Below are 16,417 nucleotides of genomic sequence, written 5' to 3'. Positions count from 1 at the left end.
TTGTTTCATCGTGACGCGGAAACGGATTACCGCATTACTGCGTGGCCTGCCGCACGCCGACGCGCTGCGACGCGAGCCACAGCGCGATCAGCACGCCCGCGAGCGCTGCGCCCGCGACGCATACGCCGCGCCAGCCGTCGATGCCGTAGGCGACGCTCGCCGCGAACGACCCGAGCGCGCCGCCGATGAAGTAGCTCGTCAGGTAGATCGTCGTCACGCGGCTGCGCGCGTTGCCCGCCAGCGCATAGATCACGCTCTGGTTCGAGATGTGCATGCCCTGCACGCCGACGTCGAGCAGCAGGATGCCCGCGATCAGCGCCGCGAGCGAGTGTGCGCCGGTCGCGATCAGCGCGAACGATGCGAGCACGGCCGCCGCGAACAGCCCCGTCGCCGCATTGCCGTGGCCGCGGTCGACCAGCCGGCCGGCCGACGTCGCCGCGAGCGCGCCCACCGCGCCGACGATCCCGAACAGGCCGATCTGCCCTTCGGAATAGCTGTACGGCGGCTGGCTCAACAGGAACGTGAGGCCTGTCCACAGCAGGCTGAAGCATGCGAACACGAGCGCGCCGTAGGTGGAGCGCAGCGCGATCAGCGGTTGCGCGCACACCAGCGCGACGAGCGACTTCATCAGCGCCGCATAGTCGAGGCGCCCGTCGCGGCGATCCTTCGGCAGCTTCACGGCGAGCACGACGGTCAGCGCGAGCACCATCACCGCGGCGATGCCGTACACCGCACGCCAGCCGAACCCGTCGGCGATTGCCCCGGCCGCGACGCGCGCGAGCAGGATGCCGAGCAGCAGCCCGCTCATCACGGTGCCGACCGCGCGGCCGCGCGAGCGCGCGTCGGCGAGCGACGCCGCGAACGGCACGAGCAGTTGCGTCGAGCACGTGACGAAGCCGACCGCGACGTTCGCGACGACGAACATCGTGAAGTTCGTGCTGAACGTGACCGCGACCAGCGCGACGACGTTGAGCATCAGCAGCCGCACGATCAGCGTGTGGCGGTTGACCGCGTCGCCGAGCGGGACGATCAGCAGCAGGCTCGCCGCGTAGCCGAGCTGCGTCAGCGTGACGAGATAGCCGAGCTCGGTCGGCGCGCGCCCGAAGCTGCGCGCGATCGCGGCGAGCAGCGGCTGCGCGTAATAGATGTTGCCGATGACGATGCCGCACGCGCAGGCGAACAGCAGCGTCATGCCGCGGGTCAGGGGAGGATGGGTATCGTGATGCGGTTCCATGGTCGCGAAAAACAGCGGCGCCGGCCGGCGGCATGGGGCCGTCGGCTGCGCGGGGTGACGGAAATCGGGGCCGGCGTCAACGGATCGGCGGTGAACCGGTGCGCGCCGGGCGGATCGCGGCCGGACCCGGATCGGGCGGCGGATCGTCGTGCGGCGGGCGGGGGCAGGGCGAGCCCGGGCGTGCCGTTCCGGTGCAGCCAGGCGCGGGTCATCGGAACGGGTGTGCGTATGATGCGGGAATCGAATCATAGCGTCCAAGACTGGATCGTTATGGTATTCATTGGAAAAACCAATACGTTGGCCGCGATGCTACTCCGCCATATCCGCTATTTCCTGGCCGTTGCCGAGCAGCGCAGTTTCACGCGCGCGGCCGACGCGCTGCACGTGTCGCAACCGACGCTGTCGCAGCAGGTCCGCCAACTCGAGGAAACGCTCGGCGTGCAGTTGTTCGACCGCTCGGGCCGCACGGTGCAGCTCACCGAATTCGGCGAGGTCTATGCGCGCCACGCGCGCGCCGCGCTGCACGAACTCGATACGGGGCAGCGCGCGCTGCACGACGTCGCCGATCTGGGCAGCGGGTCGCTGCGGCTCGCGATGATGCCGACCTTCGCGGCCTACCTGAGCGGCTCGCTGATCGACGCATTCCATGCCGATTATCCGAACATCGCGCTGACGATCGACGCGATGCCGCAGGAGCGCATCGAGGCGCTGCTCGCCGACGACCGGCTCGACGCGGGCTTCGCGTTCGTGCCGCCGCGCGCGCCGGACATCGAGGCGCTGCCGCTGTGGGACGAACCGCTCGCGCTCGTGACGGGCCGCACGCACCGTCTCGCGCGGCGGCGCCGCGCACTGACGCCGGCCGAGCTCGGCGGCGAGCCGCTGGTGTTGTTGAGCCGCGCGTTCGCGACGCGCGAGAGCATCGACCGGTATTTCATCGAGCACGGCGCGCAGCCGAAGATCGCGATCGAGACGAATACGATCAGCGCGGTGCTGGAGCTCGTGCGGTGCGGCCGGCTCGCGACGGTGCTGCCCGACGCGATCGCGCGCGAGAGCGCCGGTCTGTGCGCGCTGGAGATCGATCCGCCGCTGCCGACCCGCACGGCCGCGCTGCTGACGCGCAGAGGCGCGTACCGCAGCGTCGCGGCGCGCGCGTTCATCGAGCGCGCGCTCGCGTATCGCGATCCGTCGGGAGCGTGACCGGGGCGACCGGGCGGCGGCGCGGACGCGTCAAGCGCCCGGCGTCGGGAAGAAGATGCCCGCGCGCTGCGCGGCGTTCGAGATGTGCGTTTCGATCGCGGTGCCCGCGGCGGCGGCATCGCGCGCGATCAGCGCGTCGAGGATCGCGCGGTGCTCGTGCCACGTCGACAGCAGCAGTTCGCGCCGGTAGAACGGCATGCGCTGGCTTTCCTTCATGATGTCCGCGCTGCTGCGCAGGACCGATTCGATCGCCGCGTTGCCGGCGAGATGGATGATCCGCATGTGGAAATCGAAGTCGAGCTGTGCGGCCTCGTCGAGCGCGCTTTCGGTCAGCGCGACATGCAGGTCGGCGAGGTTGTCCTCGAACCATGCGATGTCGGCATCGCTGACGACGTGCGCGGCCATCCGCGCGGCGAACCCTTCGAGCGCGTAGCGCATCTGGTACGTGTCGGGCGGCGACGACTGCTCGGCGAACCGCCATGCGTGCGCGGCCGTTGCCTGCGCGCTTTCGACGTACACGCCCTTGCCCGCGCGGATGCGCAGCATCCCGAGCGCCTCGAGCGTCGACAGCGCCTCGCGCAGCGACGCGCGGCTGATCTCCAGCTCCTCGGAGAGCTGGCGCTGGGCCGGCAGCAGGCTGCCGACCGGATACACGCCTGCCTCGATCCGGTCGCGGATCGTCGCGATGGCGGCGTCGGTCACGGTATGCGGAACATTTTTCATGATGTGAACGATGGCCGGTCTGACCGGCATTGTAATCCGCACGCGGGCAATGTATGACCGGCCTACGGGAAAGCCACGATCTGCCCCTCTTCGATGCGTCGGAAGCGCGTGGGGTGGGGGCGGGAAATCCCTATTTTGTCCGTCCTTGACGTGACTATATCGGCTTCCTACTATCCACCATAACATTACTGGTCTTACCAGTATGAACAGACGAAACTGCAACCGTTGGATCGGGAGAGCGCCGTGTCGAAATTCCTCAATTCGCTGTTTGGCCGGGTAGTCGTCGCATTGATCCTGGGGATCGCGCTAGGCGCGTTCTTCCCGCATTTCGCCGAGTCGTTGCGACCGCTCGGCGACGGCTTCCTGAAGCTCATCAAGATGGTCATCGGCCCGATCGTGTTCTGCGTCGTGGTCAGCGGGATGGCCAACGCGGGCGACCTGAAGAAGGTCGGCCGGGTCGGCCTGAAGGCCGTCATCTACTTCGAGGTGATGACGACGCTCGCGCTCGGCATCGGCCTGGTACTCGCGTGGCTCACGCGTCCGGGCGTCGGGATGAACATCGACCTGCACTCGCTCGATGCGTCGTCGCTCGCGTCGTACGCGAAGAACGCCGAAAGCCTGAAGGACACGGCCGGCTACCTGATGAAGATCATCCCCGAGACCGCGATCGACGCGTTCGCGAAGGGCGACATCCTGCAGATCCTCGTGTTCGCGGTGCTGTTCGGCTCCGCGCTGTCGCTGCTCGGCGACAAGGCGCAGCGCGTCAACTCGCTGATCGAGGAGCTGTCGCACGTGTTCTTCCGGATCATCGGCTTCATCATCAAGCTCGCGCCGCTCGGCGTGCTCGGCGCGATCGCGTTCACGACCGGCAAGTACGGCGTCGCGTCGCTCAAGCAGCTCGGCTACCTCGTCGCCGTGTTCTACCTGAGCTGCTTCGTGTTCGTCACGGTCGTGCTCGGCGTGGTGATGCGGCTCGCCGGCTTCTCGGTGTTTAAGCTGATCCGCTACCTGCGCGAGGAACTGTCGATCGTGCTCGGCACGGCGTCGTCGGACGCGGTGCTGCCGCAGGTGATGCGCAAGCTCGAATACATGGGCGTCAAGGATTCGACGGTCGGCCTCGTGATCCCGACCGGCTATTCGTTCAACCTCGACGGTTTCTCGATCTACCTGACGCTCGCCGTGCTGTTCATCGCGCAAGCCACCAACACGCCGCTGTCGACGCATGACCTGATCGTCGTGCTGCTCGTGTCGCTCATCACGTCGAAGGGCGCGCACGGCATTCCGGGTTCGGCGATCGTGATCCTCGCGGCGACGCTGTCGGCGATCCCGGCGATTCCGGTGCTCGGCCTCGTGCTGATCCTGCCGGTCGACTGGTTCGTCGGCATCGCCCGCGCGCTGACCAACCTGATCGGCAACTGCGTCGCGACGGTCGTCGTCGCGGTGTGGGAGAACGACATCGACCGGGCGCGCGCGAACCGCGTGCTGAACCGCGAGCTGCGCTACGTGCCGGCTGAAGAGGAAGGCAACGCGGCGCCGGTCGCCGGCGATCAGGCCCACGCGCTCTGAGCGCGACCCCGCGCGGGGCGGCCTTGCCCTCGGTCGTCCCGCGCTCGAATGACCTGCGGCCGGCGTAGCGATGCGCCGGTGCTTCACCAGAAGTCAAAAATCAGGAGACGACATGGCAGCCCCCATTCTCGATCCGAGCGCGCCGGCGTTTGCGCGGCGTTACATGAACCTCGCCGACCCGCGACTCGGTGCACAGGCGCTCTTCGCCAGCGACGAATTCTTCGCGCCGAAGGAACGCATGCTGAATCCCGAGCCGGCCGTGTTCATTCCCGGCAAGTACGACGACCACGGCAAGTGGATGGACGGCTGGGAAACGCGCCGCAAGCGCACGACCGGCCACGATTTCTGCGTGGTCCGCCTCGCGCGGCCGGGCGTGATCCACGGCGTCGATCTCGATACGAGCCACTTCACCGGCAACTTCCCGCCGGCCGCGTCGATCGACGCGTGCGTCGCCGACGGCGACACGCCGCCCGACGATGCCGAGTGGCGCACGATTGTCGCCGCGACGACGCTGCAGGGCAACTCGCATCATTACGTGAGCGTCGACGACGCGCAGCCCTATACGCACCTGCGCGTGAACCTGTATCCGGACGGCGGGCTGGCGCGGTTGCGCGTGTACGGCCAGCCGCAGCGCGACTGGCGCCACGTGCCGGCCGGCGAGCTCGTCGATCTCGCGGCGATCGAGAACGGCGGCTATCTCGTGGCCGCGAACAACCAGCACTTCGGCCCGGCATCGCAGATGCTGATGCCGGGGCGCGGTGCGAACATGGGCGACGGCTGGGAAACGCGGCGCCGCCGCGAACCCGGCAACGACTGGGCGATCGTCGCGCTCGCGCGGCCGGGCATCATCCGGCGCGTCGAGGTCGATACGGCGTTCTTCAAGGGCAATTTTCCCGACCGCTGCTCGCTGCAGGCCGCGCGGGTCGCGGGCGGCACCGACGATTCGCTCGTCACGCAGGCGATGTTCTGGGCCGAACTGCTCGGCGAGCAGAAGCTGTCGATGGACCACGTTCACACATTCGATCAGCTCGCGGCGCTCGGCCCCGTCACGCACGTGCGTTTCAACATCTTCCCGGACGGCGGCGTGTCGCGCCTGCGTCTGTGGGGCGAGCCGGCTTGAAGGAGGGCAACGGCATGAGCAGACCCCACATCCTGCGCGTCGAGCGCCTGACCCGCGAAGCGTTCGCGCCGTTCGGCGACGTGATCGCGCTCGAAGGCGCGCGGCATTTCCCGATCAACGGCGGCACGACCGAGCGCTTCCACGATCTCGCGACGATCGACGTGTGCGCGGACGGCGGCCGGCCGCTCGTCAGCGTGTTTCGCGCGCAGCCGCGCACGCTGCCGGTCGCGGTCACGCTGATGGAGCGCCATCCGCACGGCAGCCAGGCGTTCATCCCGCTCGCGGCCGTGTCGCGCTATGCGATCGTCGTCGCGCCGGCCGGCGAATTCCGGCCCGACGCGATGCGCGCGTTCCTGGCCGAAGGCTGGCAGGGCGTGAACTATGCGAAGGGCGTCTGGCACCATCCGCTGCTCGCGCTCGACGCGGTCAGCGATTTCGTGATCGTCGATCGCGGCGGGCCGCAGCCGAACTGCGACGAGATCCCGCTCGAGCGCGCGTGGGCACTCGAGTTCGAGCAGGCCTGCGCGAGTGTCGAAGGGCTTTCGTAAGCGTTCCGAACCAGCCCGCGCGTGATGCGCGGGCACGATCCCGAAAAGAAGACGGCCCGGTCGGCGAGATGCCGGCCGGGCCGTGCTTCGTGCGCAGGTGGCGCGATTCAGTGCTTGCGGTGCGGGCAGTTCTCGGTCGTGCAGGAACCGTACATCGCGAGCGAGTGCTCCTGGAGCCGGAAGCCGCGCTCCTTCGCGATCGCCTGCTGGCGGCCCTCGATCTCGGCGTCGAAGAACTCCTCGACGCGGCCGCAATCGAGGCACACGAGGTGATCGTGGTGCGAGCCTTCGTTCAGTTCGAACACGGCCTTGCCGGATTCGAAGTTGCTGCGCGAGAGCAGGCCGGCCTGCTCGAACTGCGTAAGCACGCGATAGACGGTGGCGAGCCCGATGTCGAGCTGCTCGTTGAGCAGGTTCCGGTAGACGTCTTCGGCCGTCAGGTGGCGCACGGGGCTCTGCTGGAAGATCTCGAGAATCTTGAGGCGCGGTAGGGTGGCCTTTAGCCCGATATTCTTCAGATCCGTCGGATTGGTCATGGCTAGGCATCCCTAGAGTACAATGCAGGGCTTCAATGTTACCGGCTTTTCGCCGTTCCAGATACACGCGCGGCCTGCACACGGGCCAGCACGGTGAAGGAAATGATCCCAGAATCGCTATCGCACTTTCAGAGGAGTCGCATGCGGAGTGCCATCATCGCTGCCGCCGCCGTTGCCGCGCTGGCGGGTTGTTCGTCGTACGACAGCGTGACGCAGCGCATCGCGCAGAGCATCACGCCCTATCGGATCACCGTCGTGCAGGGCAACTTCGTATCGCAGGAGAAAGCGGCGCAGTTGCAAGCCGGGATGACGCGCGAGCAGGTCCGCGCGCTGATCGGCACCCCGCTGCTCGCGGACATGTTCCACGCGGATCGCTGGGATTACCTCTTCTACTTCAAGCGCGGCTCGACGTCGATCGTCCAGCAGCGCGACCTCGTGCTGACCTTCTCGGGCGATCGCCTCGCGAGCTGGACGGGCGCCGACAACCTGCCTTCCGAGCTCGACCTGCTGGCCGACATCGACGGCGACCGCGGCGGCAAGAAGGCGAAGGCGGCCGCAGCGGCGAAGGCCGCTGCCGAGGCTGCTGCCGCGAGCGCCGCGCTAGCGGCGAGCGCGCCGGCGCCGGAGGCCGTCGCCAGTCCGTCCACCGTGCCGGCGTCCGGCGCGGTGGTCGACCAGGATGCGAACGCGCAGGCGGCACGCGCAGCGAACCGCGCGACCAACCAGGTGTCGGGTCAGGGGGCGAGCGCACGCCGGTTCGCGCCGTCCAAGCAGGCTTCCGGCGGTGCGCCGGTGCCGGGCGGCCAGCCGCCGGGCGCGGCTCCGGCGATTCAGCCGCAGTTCCAGTTCCATCGTCCGCCGCAGCCGAACGTGCCGAGCGAGGCGTCGCCGCCGGTCGGCCCGCAAGGCTCGGACACGCTGCAGAACCAGCCGCTCACCACGCCGGCCCAGTCGCAGTAAGCAGCCGGCGTGCGGAAACAGGGCGGCTTGCGCCGCCCGCCTTTAGACCTGTCGTGTAGAAAGCCATGAAGATTGCGATTGCCGGCGCATCGGGCCGAATGGGCCGGATGCTGATCGAAGCCGTTCTCAACGATTCCGACGCGCAGCTCGTCGGCGCGCTCGATCGCGCCGGTTCGCCGTTTCTCGGCCAGGACGCCGGCGCGTTCCTCGGCAAGGAAACCGGGATCAAGCTGACCGACGACCTCGACGCCGTGTTCGCGCAGGCCGATTACCTGATCGATTTCACGCGTCCGGAAGGCACGATCGCGCACATCGAGGCCGCGCTGCGCCACGACGTGAAGCTCGTGATCGGCACGACCGGCTTCACCGCCGAGCAGAAGGCCGAACTGCAGGCCGCGGCGGGCAAGATCGGCATCGTGTTCGCGGCGAACATGAGCGTCGGCGTGAACGTCACGCTGAAGCTGCTCGAATTCGCGGCGAAGCATTTCTCGCACGGCTACGACATCGAGATCATCGAGGCGCATCATCGCCACAAGGTCGACGCACCGTCGGGCACCGCGCTGATGATGGGCGAAGCCGTCGCCGGTGCGCTCGGCCGCTCGCTCGACGATTGCGCGGTGTACGGCCGCCACGGCGTGACGGGCGAGCGCGATCCGTCGTCGATCGGCTTTGCCGCGGTACGCGGCGGCGACATCGTCGGCGACCACACCGTACTGTTCGCCGGGATCGGCGAGCGCATCGAGATCACGCACAAGTCGTCGAGCCGCGTGTCGTACGCGCAGGGCGCGCTGCGCGCGGTCCGTTTCCTGTCGGCGCATGGCGCCGGCCTGTTCGACATGCAGGACGTGCTCGACCTGCGCTGACACCACGGGGAAACTCCGATGGCGATTCCCACCGGCGTTGTCCACTACCTCGAAAGCGGCGATGCGATCACGCATGCCGTTGCCTATGTGCTGCTGGCGATGTCCGTCGCCAGCTGGTGCTTCCTCTTGATGAAAGCCTGGCTGCTGGTCCGCGCGAAGCGGCAGGGGCCACGCGCGCTCGCCGCGTTCTGGCGCGCGCCGTCGCTCGATGCGGGCATTGCCGCGCTCGCCGGCGCTGATCGCGAGCGCGTGTTCGTGCCCCTCGCCGAAGCCGCGCGCGACGCGGCCGACGACCATGACCCGGCCGCGCTGGCCGCGCGCGTCGAGCGCAGCGAACGCGTGCTGCGCGCGTTGCGGCACGCGATGCTGCGCTCGCAGCGGCGTCTCGAATTCGGCCAGGTGCTGCTCGCGTCGATCGGCAGCACCGCGCCGTTCGTCGGGCTGCTCGGCACCGTCTGGGGTATCTACCACGCGCTCGGCAGCATCGCCGCGAGCGGGCAGGCGCAGATCGAGAACGTCGCGGGGCCGGTCGGCGAGGCGCTGATCATGACCGCGTTCGGGCTCGTCGTCGCGATTCCCGCGGTGCTGGCCTACAACATCCTCGGGCGGCTCGTGCGGCAGCTCGCCGAGGAACTCGACGGCTTCGCGCGCGACCTGCACGTGTTCGTGTGCGCGCAGGGCGCCTGACGCGCACGCCCGGGGAGAAACGACCATGGCATTCGGCGGGCTCGAGCACCACAAGACGTCCGCGCCGATGGCGGAGATCAACATGACGCCGCTGATCGACGTGATGCTCGTGCTGCTCGTCATCTTCATCATTACCGCGCCGCTGATGACGCACGCGATCCGGCTCGACCTGCCGAAGGTCGCGGCCAGCGTCGCGCGCGACACGCCGCAATCCGTCACGCTGTCGATCGACGACGCGGGCAAGCTGTACTGGGACGACGCGCCCGTGGCGCTCGCCGCGCTGCCCGCGCGCTTGCGTGCCGCCGCCGCGAGCGGTGCGCCGCCCGAGCTGCGGCTGCGCGCGTCGCGCGCGACCCGCTACGACGTGATCGCGCAGGTGATGGGCGACGCGCAGGCGGCGGGCCTCACGCGGATCGGTTTCGTGACCGACATGCCGCCGCAGGCGGGCGGTTCCGTCGCGCCGCCTGTCGCGCCGGCGAGCCGCTGAGCGGATCCGGCGGGCCCGCGCCCGCTGCGGGATTGGGCCGCCCGCCGCAAGACCGGCCGAATGGGCCGGCGCGGACGGTATAATCAACGTTTTTCCCGGTTGGCAGACTTTTTCCAGGTAACCCGGAATTTTCCAGGCTACCCGGCCATGCTTCGGGTAACCCGGAAAATTCCCGGAAACCGCAAACAGGTCCGGCAACAACGCGCCTGCGGGTCCGCCGGGCAAGCACGATTTTCGATCCACTCCTGCGCGCGAGCCGTCGCGCTGCTTAAAGCCTAGTCCGAACCACACCATGCACGAGAGATACGTACCCGCCGACGTCGAAGCCGCCGCCCAGGGCGACTGGCGCGCAGCCGATGCCTACAAGACGAAGGAAGATTCGCAGAAGCCGAAGTTCTACTGCGTGTCGATGCTGCCGTACCCGTCCGGCAAGCTGCACATGGGTCACGTGCGCAACTACACGATCAACGACGTGATGTACCGCTATCTGCGGATGAACGGCTACAACACGCTGATGCCGATGGGCTGGGATGCGTTCGGGATGCCGGCCGAGAACGCCGCGATGGCGAACGGCGTGCCGCCCGCGAAGTGGACCTACGACAACATCGACTACATGAAGGGCCAGATGCAGTCGATGGGCCTCGCGATCGACTGGTCGCGCGAGATCGCGACGTGCAAGCCCGACTACTACAAGTGGAACCAGTGGCTGTTCCTGAAGATGCTCGAGAAGGGCATCGCGTACAAGAAGACGGGCACCGTGAACTGGGACCCGGTCGACCAGACCGTGCTCGCGAACGAGCAGGTGATCGACGGGCGCGGCTGGCGTTCGGGCGCGCTCGTCGAGAAGCGCGAGATCCCGATGTACTACCTGCGGATCACGCAGTACGCGGATGAGCTGCTGAACGATCTCGACGGCCTCGGCTGGCCCGAGCGCGTGAAGATCATGCAGCAGAACTGGATCGGCAAGAGCTTCGGCGTGAACTTCGGCTTCCCGTACGAACTCGACGGCGAGAAGAAGCTGCTGCGCGTGTTCACGACGCGCGCCGACACGATCATGGGCGTCACGTTCTGCGCGGTCGCGGCCGAACATCCGCTCGCCACGCGCCTCGCGCAGGACAAGCCCGAGCTGCTGGCATTCATCGACGAATGCAAGCGCGGCGGCGTCGCCGAGGCCGACGTCGCGACGATGGAGAAGAAGGGCGTCGCGACGGGCTTCTCGGTTTCGCACCCGCTGACCGGCGAGCCGGTCGAGGTGTGGATCGGCAACTACGTGCTGATGAGCTATGGCGAAGGCGCGGTGATGGGCGTGCCGGGCCACGACGAGCGCGACTTCGCGTTCGCGAAGAAGTACGACCTGCCGATCAAGCAGGTGATTTCGAGCGAAGGCCAGGCTTACTCGCTCGACGCATGGCAGGAGTGGTACGGCGACAAGGAAACCGCGGTCTGCGTGAACAGCGGCAAGTACGACGGCCTGCGCTACGCGGACGCGGTCGATGCGATCGCGGCCGACCTGAATGCCGGCGGCTTCGGCGACAAGCAGGTCACGTGGCGCCTGCGCGACTGGGGCGTGTCGCGCCAGCGCTACTGGGGCACGCCGATCCCGATCATCCACTGCCCGTCGTGCGGCGACGTGCCGGTGCCCGAGCAGGATCTGCCGGTCGTGCTGCCGGAGGACCTCGTGCCGGACGGCTCGGGCAACCCGCTCGCGAAGTCGGAGGCGTTCGTGAACTGCGCGTGCCCGAAGTGCGGCGCGCCCGCGAAGCGCGAAACCGACACGATGGACACGTTCGTCGATTCGTCGTGGTACTTCTCGCGCTACACGGCGCCGGACGCCGAGACGATGGTCGACGCGCGCACCGATTACTGGATGCCGATGGATCAGTACATCGGCGGCATCGAGCACGCGATCCTGCACCTGCTGTATTCGCGCTTCTGGACCAAGGTGATGCGCGACCTCGGCCTCGTGAAGTTCGGCGAGCCGGCGAAGAACCTGCTCACGCAGGGGATGGTGCTGAACGAGACGTTCTACCGTGAAGATGCATCGGGCAAGAAGACCTGGTACAACCCGGCCGACGTGACGGTCACGCACGACGACAAGGGCCGCCCGGTCGGCGCGACGCTGAATGCCGACGGCCAGCCGGTCGTGCTCGGTGGCATCGAGAAGATGTCGAAGTCGAAGAACAACGGCGTCGATCCGCAGGTGCTGATCGACCTGTACGGCGCCGATACCGCGCGCCTGTTCACGATGTTCGCCGCGCCGCCCGAGCAGCAGCTCGAGTGGTCGGGCGCGGGCGTCGAGGGCGCGAGCCGCTTCCTGCGCCGCGTGTGGAGCTTCGGCTACGGCAACCGCGAAGCGCTTGCCGCGCGCGCGGGCTTCGATGCGGCCGCGCTCGGCGAAGCCGACAAGGCGCTGCGCCGCGAGATCTACAGCGTGCTGAAGCAGGCCGATTTCGACTACCAGCGCCTGCAGTACAACACGGTCGTGTCGGCCGCGATGAAGATGCTGAACGCGATCGACGGCGCGAAGGGCGCGACGCCCGGCGTGCTGCGCGAGACGTACGGCGTGCTGCTGCGCGTGCTGTACCCGGTCGTGCCGCACGTCACGTTCGAGCTGTGGAAGACGCTGGGCTACGCGGACGAATTCGGCCCGCTGCTCGATGCGCCGTGGCCGAAGGTCGACGAGGCTGCGCTCGAGCAGGCCGAGATCGAACTCGTGCTGCAGGTGAACGGCAAGGTGCGCGGCGCGCTGAAGGTCGCGAAGGACGCGAGCCGCGAGGCGATCGAAGCCGCGGCGGTGGCCGACGACGCGTTCGCGAAGTTCAGCGACGGCAAGCCGGCGAAGAAGATCGTCGTCGTGCCGGGCCGCCTCGTGAACATCGTCGTCTGACGGCCGCCGGCCGTCGGACGTACACAGAAGGAGCAAAGGTGATCCGCAGATCGTTTTTGATGCTCGTCGGCAGTGCGGTCGCGCTGTCGGCATGCGGCTTCCAGTTGCGCGGCCAGCAGGACTACGCGTTCAAGCACCTGCTGGTGGCCGGCGCGCCGGCGCCCGTCGAGGCGCGCCTCACGCGCCTCGTCGAGGCCGGCAGCGACACGAAGATCGTCAAGTCGGCGGACGACGCCGACGCCGTGCTGCGCATGTGGGAGTCGCGTGGCCAGAACACGCTGACGCTCAACAAGTACGGTTCGGCGCAGGAATACGCGTTGTTCTACACGCTGAACTACACGCTGACGAGCAAGGACGGCACCGTGCTGATCCCGCCGAGCGCGATCGCGCTGAACCGCGCGATGACGTACAGCGACCAGTACACGAATGCGAAGGCGCAGGAAGCCGACATCCTGTACGGCGACATGCAGAGCGACGCGGTCGACCAGTTGATGCGGCGTCTCGCGATCGTCCGCTCGCTGACGCCGGCGCCGGAGGACGTGGTGCCGGGTGTCGCGCCGCGCGCGCCGCTGCCGCCGCCGCCGCTCTGATCGACGGCGCACGCACCGATGCAATTGCGACTTGATGCGCTGGAGCCGCACCTCGCGAAGGGGTTGGCCGGGCTCTATACCGTCTACGGCGACGAGCCGCTGCTCGCGCAGGAAGCATGCGACCGCATTCGTGCGGCCGCGCGCGCGGCCGGTTTCACCGAGCGATCGGTGCATACGGTCGAGCGCGGCTTCGACTGGAGCATGCTGCTCGGCGCGACCCAGGCGATGTCGCTGTTCGGCGAGCGCCAGCTGATCGAGCTGCGGATTCCGTCGGGCAAGCCCGGCAAGGAAGGCGCCGATGCGCTGAAGACGCTCGCGGCCAGCCCCAGCCCCGACGCGCTGATGCTCGTCACGTTGCCGCGCCTCGACGCGGCAACGCAGAAATCCGCCTGGTTTACCGCGCTGCAGAACGGCGGCGTCGCGTTGAAGATCGATCCGGTCGACCGCGCGCAACTGCCGAACTGGATCGGCCAGCGTCTCGCGATGCAGGGCCAGCGCGCCGCGGCCGGCGACGACGGGCGGCGTGCGCTGCAGTTCATCGCCGAGCGTGTCGAAGGCAACCTGCTTGCCGCGCACCAGGAAATCCAGAAGCTCGGGCTGCTGTATCCGCAGGGCGCGCTGTCGTTCGAGCAGGTGCACGACGCGGTGCTGAACGTCGCGCGTTACGACGTGTTCAAGCTGAACGAAGCGATGCTCGCCGGCGACGCCGCGCGGCTCGCGCGGATGATCGACGGGTTGAAGGGCGAGGGCGAGGCGATCGTGCTGGTGATGTGGGCCGTCGTCGAGGAGTTGCGCACGCTGCTGCGGATCAAGCGCGGCGCGACGGCCGGCAAGCCGCTGGCGACGCTGCTGCGCGAGAACCGCGTGTGGGGGCCGCGCGAGCGGCTGATCGGCCCCGCGCTGAACCGCGTGTCGGAACCCGTGCTCGAGAAGGCGCTCGCGTTTGCCGCGAAGCTCGACCGTCAGGTCAAGGGGCTCACGGCCGTCGTGCCGGGCCGCCGCACGCAGGACGAACCGCCGCCCGATCCGTGGGACGGGCTGTTCCAGCTCGCGATGACGGTGGCGGGCGCCCGCGGCGAGCGACCGCCGACCGCGGGTCGCGTGCGGCGTTAAGTCCCGTTCGGGCCTTCAGCGCGCGCTGCGCAACCCGCTTACAATGTTTCGATGGTCGGGGCGGCCATCCGCGGCGCGGCTTTCCGGCCGCCGCACCCGCAGGAAGGCCATCCCACGGATGGCCACCCCACGCTTCCCGACGAATTCATGCCGCCCAGCGCGGCTCGCTTCTCGAGTCACACGATGGATATCGATCAGTACATGACCGACCTGGGCCGCCGCGCCCGGCACGCTTCCCGCGCGATGGCGCGCGCCAGCACGGCCGCGAAGAACGCGGCGCTCGATGCCGTGGCCCGCGCGATCGAACGCGACGCGCAGGTGCTGAAGGATGCGAACGCACGCGATGTCGCCCGTGCCCGTGAAAAGGGGCTCGATGCGGCGTTCGTCGACCGCCTGACGCTGTCGGACAAGGCGCTGAATACGATGGTCGAAGGCCTGCGCCAGGTCGCGTCGCTGGCCGATCCGATCGGCGAGATCGGCAACCTCAAATTTCGCCCGAGCGGGATCCAGGTCGGCCAGATGCGCGTGCCGCTCGGCGTGATCGGCATCATCTACGAGTCGCGCCCGAACGTGACGATCGACGCGGCCGCGCTGTGCCTGAAGTCGGGCAACGCGACGATCCTGCGCGGCGGCTCCGAAGCGCTCGAATCGAACGCGGCGCTCGCGAAGCTGATCGGCGAAGGGCTCGAGGCCGCCGGCCTGCCGCAGGACGCGGTGCAGGTCGTCGCGACGGCCGATCGCGCAGCGGTCGGCAAGCTGATCACGATGACCGACTACGTCGACGTGATCGTGCCGCGCGGCGGCAAGAGCCTGATCGAACGCCTGATCAACGAGGCGCGCGTGCCGATGATCAAGCACCTCGACGGCATCTGCCACGTGTACGTCGACGATCGCGCCGATCTCGACAAGGCGCTGACTGTCTGCGACAACGCGAAGACGCACCGATACGGCACCTGCAACACGATGGAGACGCTGCTCGTCGCGAGCGGCATCGCGGCGAAGCTGCTGCCGCCGCTCGGCAAGCTGTATCGCGACAAGCAGGTCGAACTGCGCGTCGATGCAGCCGCGCGCGCAGTGCTCGCCGATGCGGGCGTCGGCCCGCTCGTCGATGCGACCGAGGCAGACTGGCACACCGAGTATCTCGCGCCGGTGCTCGCGATCAAGGTCGTCGACGGCCTCGACGCCGCGATCGAGCACATCAACCATTACGGCTCGCACCACACGGATGCGATCGTCACCGAGGATCACGACCGCGCAATGCGGTTCCTGCGCGAGGTCGATTCGGCGAGCGTGATGGTCAACGCGTCGACGCGCTTCGCCGACGGCTTCGAATTCGGCCTCGGCGCGGAAATCGGCATCTCGAACGACAAGCTGCACGCGCGCGGCCCCGTCGGCCTCGAAGGGCTGACGTCGCTGAAGTACGTGGTGCTCGGACACGGCGAAGGCCGCCAGTAAAAAGCGAGGCGCACAACCGATGGCAATGCTCTGGGTCAAGACGTTCCATGTCGTTCTGATCGCCGCGTGGTTCGCGGGGCTCTTCTACCTGCCGCGCATCTACGTGAACCTGGCCATGGAGACCGATCCTGCCGCGGTGCGGCGCCTGCTGCTGATGGCGCGCAAGCTGTTCCGCTTCATGACGATGATCGCGGTGCCGGCGCTGGCCTGCGGGCTGTGGCTCTGGCTCGTGATCGGCATCGGGCAGGGGCAGGGCTGGATCCATGCGAAGGTGACGGTCGTGCTGCTGCTCGTCATCTATCACGCGTACTGCGGGCACCTGCTGCGGGTGTTCGAGCGCGGCGAGAATCGCCGCACCGACAAGTGGTATCGCGTGTTCAACGAGTTGCCGGTGCTCGGCATGCTCGCGGCGGTCGCGTTGGTCGTGATCAAGCCGTTCTGAACGGCGCGG

General features: G+C 68.2%; 16 protein-coding genes. 13 read left to right on the top strand and 3 right to left on the bottom strand.

The features are described 5' to 3' along the window. Positions 1–34 precede the first annotated feature (34 nt). The gene (locus BFF94_RS19470) at positions 35–1,234 is read right to left on the bottom strand and encodes an MFS transporter (RefSeq protein WP_219139684.1); all 1,200 of its coding nucleotides are present in this window, start codon (positions 1,232–1,234) and stop codon (positions 35–37) included. A gap of 306 nt (positions 1,235–1,540) precedes the next feature. Here BFF94_RS19470 and cynR point away from each other — a divergent pair, with 306 nt between their 5' ends. Further along, a complete protein-coding gene (cynR, locus tag BFF94_RS19465) occupies positions 1,541–2,431 on the top strand; it encodes a transcriptional regulator CynR (RefSeq protein ID WP_219139683.1) in 891 nt (296 codons plus the stop codon). Between the two features lie 30 nt (positions 2,432–2,461). Here the strand turns inward: cynR and BFF94_RS19460 are convergent, their stop codons facing one another. Further along, complete coding sequence (locus tag BFF94_RS19460) at positions 2,462–3,184, bottom strand: FadR/GntR family transcriptional regulator (RefSeq protein WP_128851418.1); 723 nt, start codon at positions 3,182–3,184, stop codon at positions 2,462–2,464. 213 nt (positions 3,185–3,397) lie between these two features. On the opposite strand from BFF94_RS19460, the gene BFF94_RS19455 reads away from it, so the two are divergent. The 3 genes from BFF94_RS19455 (at position 3,398) to BFF94_RS19445 (ending at position 6,388) form a co-directional block, all read left to right on the top strand. Next, on the top strand, positions 3,398–4,720 hold the full coding sequence (locus tag BFF94_RS19455; protein ID WP_128851414.1) for a C4-dicarboxylate transporter DctA: 1,323 nt from the start codon (positions 3,398–3,400) through the stop codon (positions 4,718–4,720). 112 nt (positions 4,721–4,832) lie between these two features. Further along, complete coding sequence (alc, locus tag BFF94_RS19450) at positions 4,833–5,840, top strand: allantoicase (protein WP_128851412.1); 1,008 nt, start codon at positions 4,833–4,835, stop codon at positions 5,838–5,840. Between the two features lie 14 nt (positions 5,841–5,854). Continuing rightward, on the top strand, positions 5,855–6,388 hold the full coding sequence (locus BFF94_RS19445; protein WP_128851409.1) for an ureidoglycolate lyase: 534 nt from the start codon (positions 5,855–5,857) through the stop codon (positions 6,386–6,388). A 107-nt stretch (positions 6,389–6,495) separates the two neighbouring features. On the opposite strand, the gene fur is transcribed toward BFF94_RS19445, so the two are convergent. Then, complete coding sequence (gene fur, locus BFF94_RS19440; RefSeq protein WP_034182711.1) at positions 6,496–6,924, bottom strand: ferric iron uptake transcriptional regulator; 429 nt, start codon at positions 6,922–6,924, stop codon at positions 6,496–6,498. Between the two features lie 141 nt (positions 6,925–7,065). On the opposite strand from fur, the gene BFF94_RS19435 reads away from it, so the two are divergent. From BFF94_RS19435 to BFF94_RS19395, 9 genes are all read left to right on the top strand, one after another. Further along, positions 7,066–7,884, top strand: coding sequence for an outer membrane protein assembly factor BamE (locus BFF94_RS19435; protein WP_219139682.1), 819 nt, complete (start codon positions 7,066–7,068; stop codon positions 7,882–7,884). 65 nt (positions 7,885–7,949) lie between these two features. After that, the gene (dapB, locus tag BFF94_RS19430) at positions 7,950–8,747 is read left to right on the top strand and encodes a 4-hydroxy-tetrahydrodipicolinate reductase (RefSeq protein WP_128849451.1); all 798 of its coding nucleotides are present in this window, start codon (positions 7,950–7,952) and stop codon (positions 8,745–8,747) included. A gap of 18 nt (positions 8,748–8,765) precedes the next feature. Beyond that, entirely contained in the window at positions 8,766–9,434 is a 669-nt protein-coding gene (locus BFF94_RS19425) for a MotA/TolQ/ExbB proton channel family protein (RefSeq protein ID WP_219139681.1), read from the top strand. 25 nt (positions 9,435–9,459) lie between these two features. Then, positions 9,460–9,921, top strand: a complete 462-nt coding sequence (locus tag BFF94_RS19420; protein WP_219139680.1) for an ExbD/TolR family protein — start codon at positions 9,460–9,462, stop codon at positions 9,919–9,921. Between the two features lie 292 nt (positions 9,922–10,213). Beyond that, positions 10,214–12,808, top strand: coding sequence for a leucine--tRNA ligase (leuS, locus tag BFF94_RS19415; protein WP_128841866.1), 2,595 nt, complete (start codon positions 10,214–10,216; stop codon positions 12,806–12,808). A 38-nt stretch (positions 12,809–12,846) separates the two neighbouring features. Next, positions 12,847–13,398 carry an LPS-assembly lipoprotein LptE gene (locus tag BFF94_RS19410; protein WP_128841867.1) on the top strand — a complete coding sequence of 184 codons (552 nt, stop codon included), beginning with the start codon at positions 12,847–12,849 and terminating at the stop codon, positions 13,396–13,398. 18 nt (positions 13,399–13,416) lie between these two features. Next, positions 13,417–14,511, top strand: a complete 1,095-nt coding sequence (gene holA, locus BFF94_RS19405; RefSeq protein WP_219139679.1) for a DNA polymerase III subunit delta — start codon at positions 13,417–13,419, stop codon at positions 14,509–14,511. Positions 14,512–14,694: 183 nt separating this feature from the next. After that, positions 14,695–15,966, top strand: a complete 1,272-nt coding sequence (locus tag BFF94_RS19400; RefSeq protein ID WP_128841870.1) for a glutamate-5-semialdehyde dehydrogenase — start codon at positions 14,695–14,697, stop codon at positions 15,964–15,966. 19 nt (positions 15,967–15,985) lie between these two features. Then, positions 15,986–16,408 carry a CopD family protein gene (locus tag BFF94_RS19395; RefSeq protein WP_128841871.1) on the top strand — a complete coding sequence of 141 codons (423 nt, stop codon included), beginning with the start codon at positions 15,986–15,988 and terminating at the stop codon, positions 16,406–16,408. The last annotated feature ends 9 nt before the right edge of the window (positions 16,409–16,417 follow it).

Source organism: Burkholderia catarinensis, assembly GCF_001883705.2.
Lineage (GTDB): Bacteria > Pseudomonadota > Gammaproteobacteria > Burkholderiales > Burkholderiaceae > Burkholderia > Burkholderia catarinensis.
The sequence above is the reverse complement of the archived record's forward strand: the minus strand, read 5'-3'. Positions and strand labels throughout refer to the sequence as shown.

Coding starts and splice junctions, on each gene's coding strand:
- BFF94_RS19470 (WP_219139684.1), bottom strand. CDS start 1,234: ATGGAACCGCATCACGATACCCATCCTCCCCTGACCCGCGGCATGACG.
- cynR (WP_219139683.1), top strand. CDS start 1,541: ATGCTACTCCGCCATATCCGCTATTTCCTGGCCGTTGCCGAGCAGCGC.
- BFF94_RS19460 (WP_128851418.1), bottom strand. CDS start 3,184: ATGCCGGTCAGACCGGCCATCGTTCACATCATGAAAAATGTTCCGCAT.
- alc (WP_128851412.1), top strand. CDS start 4,833: ATGGCAGCCCCCATTCTCGATCCGAGCGCGCCGGCGTTTGCGCGGCGT.
- BFF94_RS19445 (WP_128851409.1), top strand. CDS start 5,855: ATGAGCAGACCCCACATCCTGCGCGTCGAGCGCCTGACCCGCGAAGCG.
- fur (WP_034182711.1), bottom strand. CDS start 6,924: ATGACCAATCCGACGGATCTGAAGAATATCGGGCTAAAGGCCACCCTA.
- BFF94_RS19435 (WP_219139682.1), top strand. CDS start 7,066: ATGCGGAGTGCCATCATCGCTGCCGCCGCCGTTGCCGCGCTGGCGGGT.
- dapB (WP_128849451.1), top strand. CDS start 7,950: ATGAAGATTGCGATTGCCGGCGCATCGGGCCGAATGGGCCGGATGCTG.
- BFF94_RS19425 (WP_219139681.1), top strand. CDS start 8,766: ATGGCGATTCCCACCGGCGTTGTCCACTACCTCGAAAGCGGCGATGCG.
- BFF94_RS19420 (WP_219139680.1), top strand. CDS start 9,460: ATGGCATTCGGCGGGCTCGAGCACCACAAGACGTCCGCGCCGATGGCG.
- leuS (WP_128841866.1), top strand. CDS start 10,214: ATGCACGAGAGATACGTACCCGCCGACGTCGAAGCCGCCGCCCAGGGC.
- holA (WP_219139679.1), top strand. CDS start 13,417: ATGCAATTGCGACTTGATGCGCTGGAGCCGCACCTCGCGAAGGGGTTG.
- BFF94_RS19400 (WP_128841870.1), top strand. CDS start 14,695: ATGGATATCGATCAGTACATGACCGACCTGGGCCGCCGCGCCCGGCAC.
- BFF94_RS19395 (WP_128841871.1), top strand. CDS start 15,986: ATGGCAATGCTCTGGGTCAAGACGTTCCATGTCGTTCTGATCGCCGCG.